Raw genomic sequence first — 6,111 nt, 5'->3', positions numbered from 1 at the left:
TACTGATGAGTTCCAGATTATTAGTTTTTTAAATTGCAATCCAAAATTGCTAATTTTCTTGGAACTTTTTTGTCTAAATAAGTTTAAACAACTTCTATGAAAAAACTAATTTTAACAGCATTTTTGGGGTTAAGCTTTTGTGCTTTTTCCCAAGAATTGAAAGATAAGCCTGATGGAAGGGAAACAGATAAGGCTTTGCTGATAAAAACTGACCACGCAGAACTTGATGCAAAGAAAAAAGCTGCTGAGGAAAAAGCCAGATTACCAAAACCCTATAATCCTAATGCTGATGCTGAAAAGGATATTCAGAATCTAATTGTAAAGGCAAAGAAGGAAAAGAAAAATATTATGATACAGGCCGGAGGGAACTGGTGTATCTGGTGTTTGAGATTCAATCAATTTGTACAGACCACCCCGGAATTGAAGGAAATTGTTGATAAAAACTACGAATATTATCACCTGAACTTCTCTCCGGATAATAAAAATGAAAAAGTTTTCGCAAAATATGGAAACCCGGGAGATAAATTCGGTTATCCGGTGTTTATTGTTCTTGATCAGAACGGAAAGATGATTCATGTGCAGAATAGCGAAGTTTTAGAGGAAGGAAAAGGGTACAGTCTGGAGAAAACAAAGGAATTCTTTAAACAATGGACTCCCAAATCATAAAAAATTAACCAGGAGTTTTTCCGGTTTTTAAATATAAAAAAAGAAAACCACTTCAATTTGAAGTGGCCTTTTTATTTTGATAAATCCCGTCTGATTAAGCTTCTTCAGTAGAAGGAGTTTCTTCAACTTTAGCTTTTGGAGCAGCTGGTTTAGGAGCTTCTACCGGAGCGTCAGATACGATTTCGAATTCAAAGTTGTATTCTACGTTTCTGTGTAATCTGATGTTAGCAGTTACTTTACCAGTTCTCTTGATTGTGTTACCTGGGATTTTGATGTATTTCTTCTCTACAGAAACTCCGGCTTTTTCCAGAGCAGCAGAAAGATCCGCATTATTGATAGATCCGAATAATTTGTCACCAGTACCTACTTTTGCAGGAATTGTAACGGAAGTTTTCTTCAATTGCTCAACTACAGCGTTTGCAGCAGCGATTAATTTAGCTTCTTCTTCTTTTCTAGCTTCTAAAGTTGCTTCTAAAGCTGCTTTGTTTTTAGGTGTAGCTAAAAGAGCAAATCCTTGAGGGATTAAGAAGTTTCTGGCATAACCAGGCTTTACGTTTACTGTATCAAACTCAAGTCCTAAGTTTTCTACATCTTTTTTTAGGATAATTTCCATTGTTGTTGTCCGTTTTAGAGATCCGAGTTCCGGGTTTTGTGGTCCGGGTTTTCTTCACTTCGTTAGAATTTATTAATTAATTCAGCAACTACTTTAGCTATATGCAGTAGGCTTAAAGCTTATGGCTTATAGCATATTGCAATTTATTTCAATAAGTCAGCTACGTATGGTAGTAATGCAAGGTGTCTTGCTCTTTTGATAGCAGCAGAAACTTTTCTTTGATACTTTAAAGATGTTCCAGTGTATCTTCTTGGTAAGATTTTTCCTTGCTCGTTTACGAACTGTAATAAGAAATCAGCATCTTTATAGTCAACGTGCTTAATTCCGTATTTTTTGAATCTACAATATTTTTTTTCAGATTTTGTATTGATATCAAGCGGAGTAAGGAATTTTACTTCAGATTCTCCTCCTGCTGAGGCTTGTTTAGCCATTTCGTCTATTGCCATGTCTTTGTCTTTTTAAAAAATAGGGTTAATAATTAAGCTTTAGCTGATTTTACTTTTGCTCTTCTAGTCACAGCATACTCTAAAGCGTGCTTGTCAAGTTTTGTAGTAAGGTAACGGATTACTCTCTCGTCACGTTTGAATGCTAATTCTAGATCAGCAACTACAGTACCTTCACCTTTGAATTCGATTAAAGTATAGAATCCGTTCTTTTTTAATTGGATTGGATACGCTAATTTTTTTAATCCCCAGTTTTCTTTAGCAACGATTTCGCAATTCTTTTCTTTGATAAGATCTTCAAATTTTTTCACTGCTTCCTCCACCTGTGAATCAGATAGAACGGGAGTTAAAATGAAAACAGTTTCGTAATTGTTCATAATGTTAAATAAATTTGTTAATTATTTCGAGCTGCAAAAGTAGGAAATATATTTGTAATATGCAAGAATTGTTGATGGCTTTCAGGTTTAATGTTTAAAGTTTATGGTTTTTAGTTGCGGATGTTGACTGATTGTTTAATTGTTAATTATTTTTGCTGATAGACTCAAACTCATTAACTTCAATCTAAATCCTAAATCTTATTCTCTCTTCTTATTTCTGTTAAAAAATTAACTTTTATCATATCATATAAAGAATGTCTGCTTACCAGGATTGAGGCAATGGAAGACACCATTCCGGCAAGCATCAGGTGAAAGATTAATGAATGCCTGTCGGTCATTTCCAGGACGATAATGGCTGATGTAAATGGAGCTCGAGTAATCCCTGTTAAAAAAGCGACCATTCCTCCAAGCACAACAACATTGGTCTCGTTTGGGGTTAAATTAATAGCTCCCGAAATTACAGAACCAATGCTTGCTCCGGCAGTGAGGGCAGGGGCAAAAATCCCTCCGGCGCCTCCCGATGTAAATGACAAAGCTGGCCCTAACATCCTTAAAACAGGCATATACCAATCTTCGTGCTTGTCTTTTGTAAAAAGAATGCGTTCCATAATTTCTTTTCCGGAACCTAAAATTTCATAGTTAATAAAATAAGCAATAGATGCTATAGTCAAAGCGCAGATAATCAGAAATATAACGTTAGCTTTATCAGATTTTAATTTTCTTTTTTTCCAGTCAGTGATTTTAAGCATGGTTACGGAAAGCTGGCTTGCCAGAATTCCTGCAACACCCGCAACTAAAATAATCGGGAACATCACCATTAGTGAAACATCATTTGTTTTTGGATAACCTAAATATAAATAAGAACCCGCCAAAGTCTGCGCCGTTAAACCTGCAATAATAACCGCTGTAAATAAAGCTGTTTTAAAGTAATTGATATGTGTTTTTGAAAGTTCTTCCACAGCAAATACAATTCCGCCTAAAGGAGTATTGAAAGCTGCCGCAAGACCTGCTGCTGCACCCGTCATGATCATGTTTTTCTTGGAAATTTTAGGCCACCATTCAGGAAGATATTCGTTCACTTTTCGGAAAACAGAGCCGGAAATCTGTATGGTAGGCCCTTCACGGCCAATAGCACCACCACCAATCACCAAAATAACAGAGGAAATTATTTTAAAAATGATAATTTTTAAGCTTAATAAGCTCCTGATTTTTTTATGTTCTTTTGGATTCGCCAATTCTACTGCTGCCATTACCTGCGGAATTCCGCTTCCTTTGGCATTGGGAGCAAATTCTTTAACCAGCCACCACGAAAGCACAAAACAAACCGGAGCAATAATGAAGATCAGCCAAGAGTGCCAGTTCATAATAAAGTGGAGAAGGCTTTCACCCCAGGCAAAGACTTTAGCATATAACATCGCTGTAAAGCCTGTGATCACCGAGCCAATCCAAAAAGGAATTGCCTGAAGTAGATTGTGCTTCAGTTGTTCGTTTCGAATGTTGTCGAATGATTTTTTAAGCCCCCTTTGGATGTATATGAAAGTTTTGAACATTTTCAAATTTAGTTTATTCTATATTTAAATAAAAGTTTTGTATACATTTTTGTAAATAATATGTTTATCAGAATAAAAAACCTCCGAAAAATCCGAAGGTTTATATTGTACAATGTTTCTACTAGCTCAGCATGACAATGTCATAGTTTATCACTAACATTTATAATTATATTTCAGTGTTCAGATCCCAGTTTTCAAGATAATCGTGAACGTGTTTCAACATCATTCCGCCAAGAGAACCATCAACCACTCTGTGATCGTAAGAATGAGACATGAACATTAATTGACGAATCGCAATGACATCGCCATCTTTAGTTTCAAGAACTGCCGGTTTTTTTACGATCGCTCCGATTGCCATAATAGCAACCTGAGGTTGAGGAATAATCGGTGTTCCCATGAGGTTTCCGAAGCTTCCTACGTTAGAAATCGTGTAGGTTGCACCTTGCGTATCTTCAGGTCTTAATTTCTTGTTTCTTGCTTTGTAAGCTAGATCATTGATCGTTTTTGCCAATCCTGAAAGGGATAACTGATCAGCGTTTTTAATAACAGGAACAATAAGGTTTCCATCCGGTAAAGCTGTTGCCATACCGATGTTGATGTTTTTCTTTTTAATGATATTATCACCGTTTACAGAGACATTGATCATTGGAAAATCCTGGATCGCTTTAACTACAGCTTTTACGAAAATCGGCATGAAAGTTAATTTTTCACCTTCACGTTTTTCGAACATGTCTTTATTTTTAGCTCTCCATTTTACTACGTTGGTCACATCTGTTTCAATGAAAGAAGTAACGTGCGGAGCAATTTGCTTAGCTTTTACCATATTTTCAGCGATAATTTTCCTCATTCTGTCCATAGGAATGATCTCATCACCAGCTGCAGCTGTAATCGTAGAAGCCGGGGCTGAAGTTACAGCCGATTGAGGAACAGAAGCTGTCTGCTGTACCGGAGCCGTCTGTGGTGTCGTCTGATTTCCTCTGTTTTTAACGTAAGCTAAAATATCTTCTTTGGTAATTCTTTCCTCTAAACCACTTCCTTTAATAGATTTAAGTTCAGTTTCAGAAATATTTTCCTGTTGTGCAATTGATTTTACAAGTGGGGATAGGTAAAGATCTCCCGAAAATTCTTGTGTGGAAGCAGCTATCTTTAAAGGTTGTTCGATAGTCTGTACTGTTTGTGCATCCGGTGCTTCTGTTTTTACCTCTTCTGAAGCAGTATTTCCGCCTTCTCCTTCAATTTCTAAAATAGCAATGGCTTCACCCACTTTTGCAACTTCATCTTTTTGCTTTAAGATTTTCACAATCTTCCCCGAAACTGGTGTCGGTACATCTGAATCTACTTTATCTGTTGCAATTTCTACTACGGAATCATCTTCTTTTACATTATCGCCTTCGTTGAATAACCAGGAGATAATTGTCGCTTCCATAACACCTTCTCCCATGGAAGGAAGCAATAATTTGTATTCTGCCATTTTTAATTTTTAGATTTTGACAAATATATAAAAAAAATCGTTTTTTTTATGAAATATTTAATTTTAGAAAAATTCAATGTAAATATTTTCGCCTACATTCAATCCAAACAAAGATTTTGCACCATTTTTCTTACTTCCCTTATAAATTGTTAACTCTAAAAGCTGGCTGTCATTGAAAATTGCTGCCGATTGACCATGAAATTCTGTCTCTCTTGACCAATCCGAAACTACTTCCGTGTGACTAGAAAATATTCTCGAAAGGCTAAGATTTCTGAATTTTATGGTGAAATTTTCGTAACCTTTTCCTGTACTTTCAAAGAAGTCTTTACTAATATTTGAAATTATATTTCCGAAATTATCAATATAAGTTACTTCACCTATAATCATCTTTTCAGATTCGTTGTAGACAGGTTTCGGGAACAGAAGTTCTTTGGCGTGCTTTATTTTTCTGCCGATCACTTCGGGAAGCCCACCATTCGCTAAATGTACGGCCACAGGCACAAAAACATCTGTTGAAGTAAAATTCACAATATCGTCGAACCTGTTGTTTAAAGTAATTTCATAAATGGCCTCAGGTTTAATATCAAAAAAAATTAAACTTAAAAGTCCGTTATCCGCCGCCAAAAAATAATATCCATCTGCTTTATACAGAACATTCTTCCTCGATTTGTGATGAAAACTATCTACAGAAAGGATATGAATGGTACCTTTTGGGAAATATTTATAAGCATTTCTTATGATATAGGTAGTTTGTATAAGGTTGAAAGCCTGAATGTCGTGGGTAATGTCAACAACATTCACCTCAGAGTTTAGAGACAGAATCTTGCCTTTCACAGCAGAAACTCTGTAATCTAAATTTCCGAAATCCGAAGTAAGGGTAATAATTGACATTAAATAGTTATAGAAATGATCGTTTTGCAAATTTATTTAAAAATAAAGGAAAGCCCGAAGATTGTGGAAAAGAATTTGATATTAATTTGAAAAAAAGGTT

At 35.6% G+C, this 6,111-nt stretch carries 7 protein-coding genes; 1 reads left to right on the top strand and 6 read right to left on the bottom strand.

Features of this window, described 5'->3' with window-relative positions:
* The first annotated feature begins 96 nt into the window (after nucleotides 1-96).
* On the top strand, nucleotides 97-666 hold the full coding sequence (locus BW926_RS07020; RefSeq protein ID WP_076445563.1) for a thioredoxin family protein: 570 nt from the start codon (nucleotides 97-99) through the stop codon (nucleotides 664-666).
* Between the two features lie 94 nt (nucleotides 667-760).
* Here the strand turns inward: BW926_RS07020 and rplI are convergent, their stop codons facing one another.
* From rplI to BW926_RS06990, 6 genes are all read right to left on the bottom strand, one after another.
* Nucleotides 761-1,279, bottom strand: coding sequence for a 50S ribosomal protein L9 (gene rplI / locus BW926_RS07015; RefSeq protein WP_076445561.1), 519 nt, complete (start codon nucleotides 1,277-1,279; stop codon nucleotides 761-763).
* A 143-nt stretch (nucleotides 1,280-1,422) separates the two neighbouring features.
* On the bottom strand, nucleotides 1,423-1,725 hold the full coding sequence (gene rpsR / locus BW926_RS07010; RefSeq protein ID WP_002979091.1) for a 30S ribosomal protein S18: 303 nt from the start codon (nucleotides 1,723-1,725) through the stop codon (nucleotides 1,423-1,425).
* 32 nt (nucleotides 1,726-1,757) lie between these two features.
* A complete protein-coding gene (gene rpsF / locus BW926_RS07005; RefSeq protein WP_076445558.1) occupies nucleotides 1,758-2,099 on the bottom strand; it encodes a 30S ribosomal protein S6 in 342 nt (113 codons plus the stop codon).
* Between the two features lie 191 nt (nucleotides 2,100-2,290).
* Entirely contained in the window at nucleotides 2,291-3,649 is a 1,359-nt protein-coding gene (locus BW926_RS07000) for a chloride channel protein (protein ID WP_076445555.1), read from the bottom strand.
* Nucleotides 3,650-3,815: 166 nt separating this feature from the next.
* Nucleotides 3,816-5,120: a dihydrolipoamide acetyltransferase family protein gene (locus tag BW926_RS06995; protein ID WP_076445552.1), complete on the bottom strand. Its 1,305-nt coding sequence runs from the start codon at nucleotides 5,118-5,120 to the stop codon at nucleotides 3,816-3,818.
* Between the two features lie 63 nt (nucleotides 5,121-5,183).
* Nucleotides 5,184-6,011, bottom strand: a complete 828-nt coding sequence (locus tag BW926_RS06990; RefSeq protein WP_076445549.1) for an SAM hydrolase/SAM-dependent halogenase family protein — start codon at nucleotides 6,009-6,011, stop codon at nucleotides 5,184-5,186.
* Nucleotides 6,012-6,111 lie beyond the last annotated feature (100 nt).

Origin of the sequence: Chryseobacterium sp. RU37D (genome assembly GCF_900156075.1) — a bacterium.
In the GTDB taxonomy this organism is placed as follows: Bacteria; Bacteroidota; Bacteroidia; order Flavobacteriales; family Weeksellaceae; genus Chryseobacterium.
The sequence above is the reverse complement of the archived record's forward strand: the minus strand, read 5'-3'. Positions and strand labels throughout refer to the sequence as shown.

Bases quoted from the DNA above. Each gene is read 5' to 3' on its own strand.
- BW926_RS07020 (WP_076445563.1), top strand. From the start codon at position 97: ATGAAAAAACTAATTTTAACAGCATTTTTGGGGTTAAGCTTTTGTGCT.
- rplI (WP_076445561.1), bottom strand. From the start codon at position 1,279: ATGGAAATTATCCTAAAAAAAGATGTAGAAAACTTAGGACTTGAGTTT.
- rpsR (WP_002979091.1), bottom strand. From the start codon at position 1,725: ATGGCAATAGACGAAATGGCTAAACAAGCCTCAGCAGGAGGAGAATCT.
- rpsF (WP_076445558.1), bottom strand. From the start codon at position 2,099: ATGAACAATTACGAAACTGTTTTCATTTTAACTCCCGTTCTATCTGAT.
- BW926_RS07000 (WP_076445555.1), bottom strand. From the start codon at position 3,649: ATGTTCAAAACTTTCATATACATCCAAAGGGGGCTTAAAAAATCATTC.
- BW926_RS06995 (WP_076445552.1), bottom strand. From the start codon at position 5,120: ATGGCAGAATACAAATTATTGCTTCCTTCCATGGGAGAAGGTGTTATG.
- BW926_RS06990 (WP_076445549.1), bottom strand. From the start codon at position 6,011: ATGTCAATTATTACCCTTACTTCGGATTTCGGAAATTTAGATTACAGA.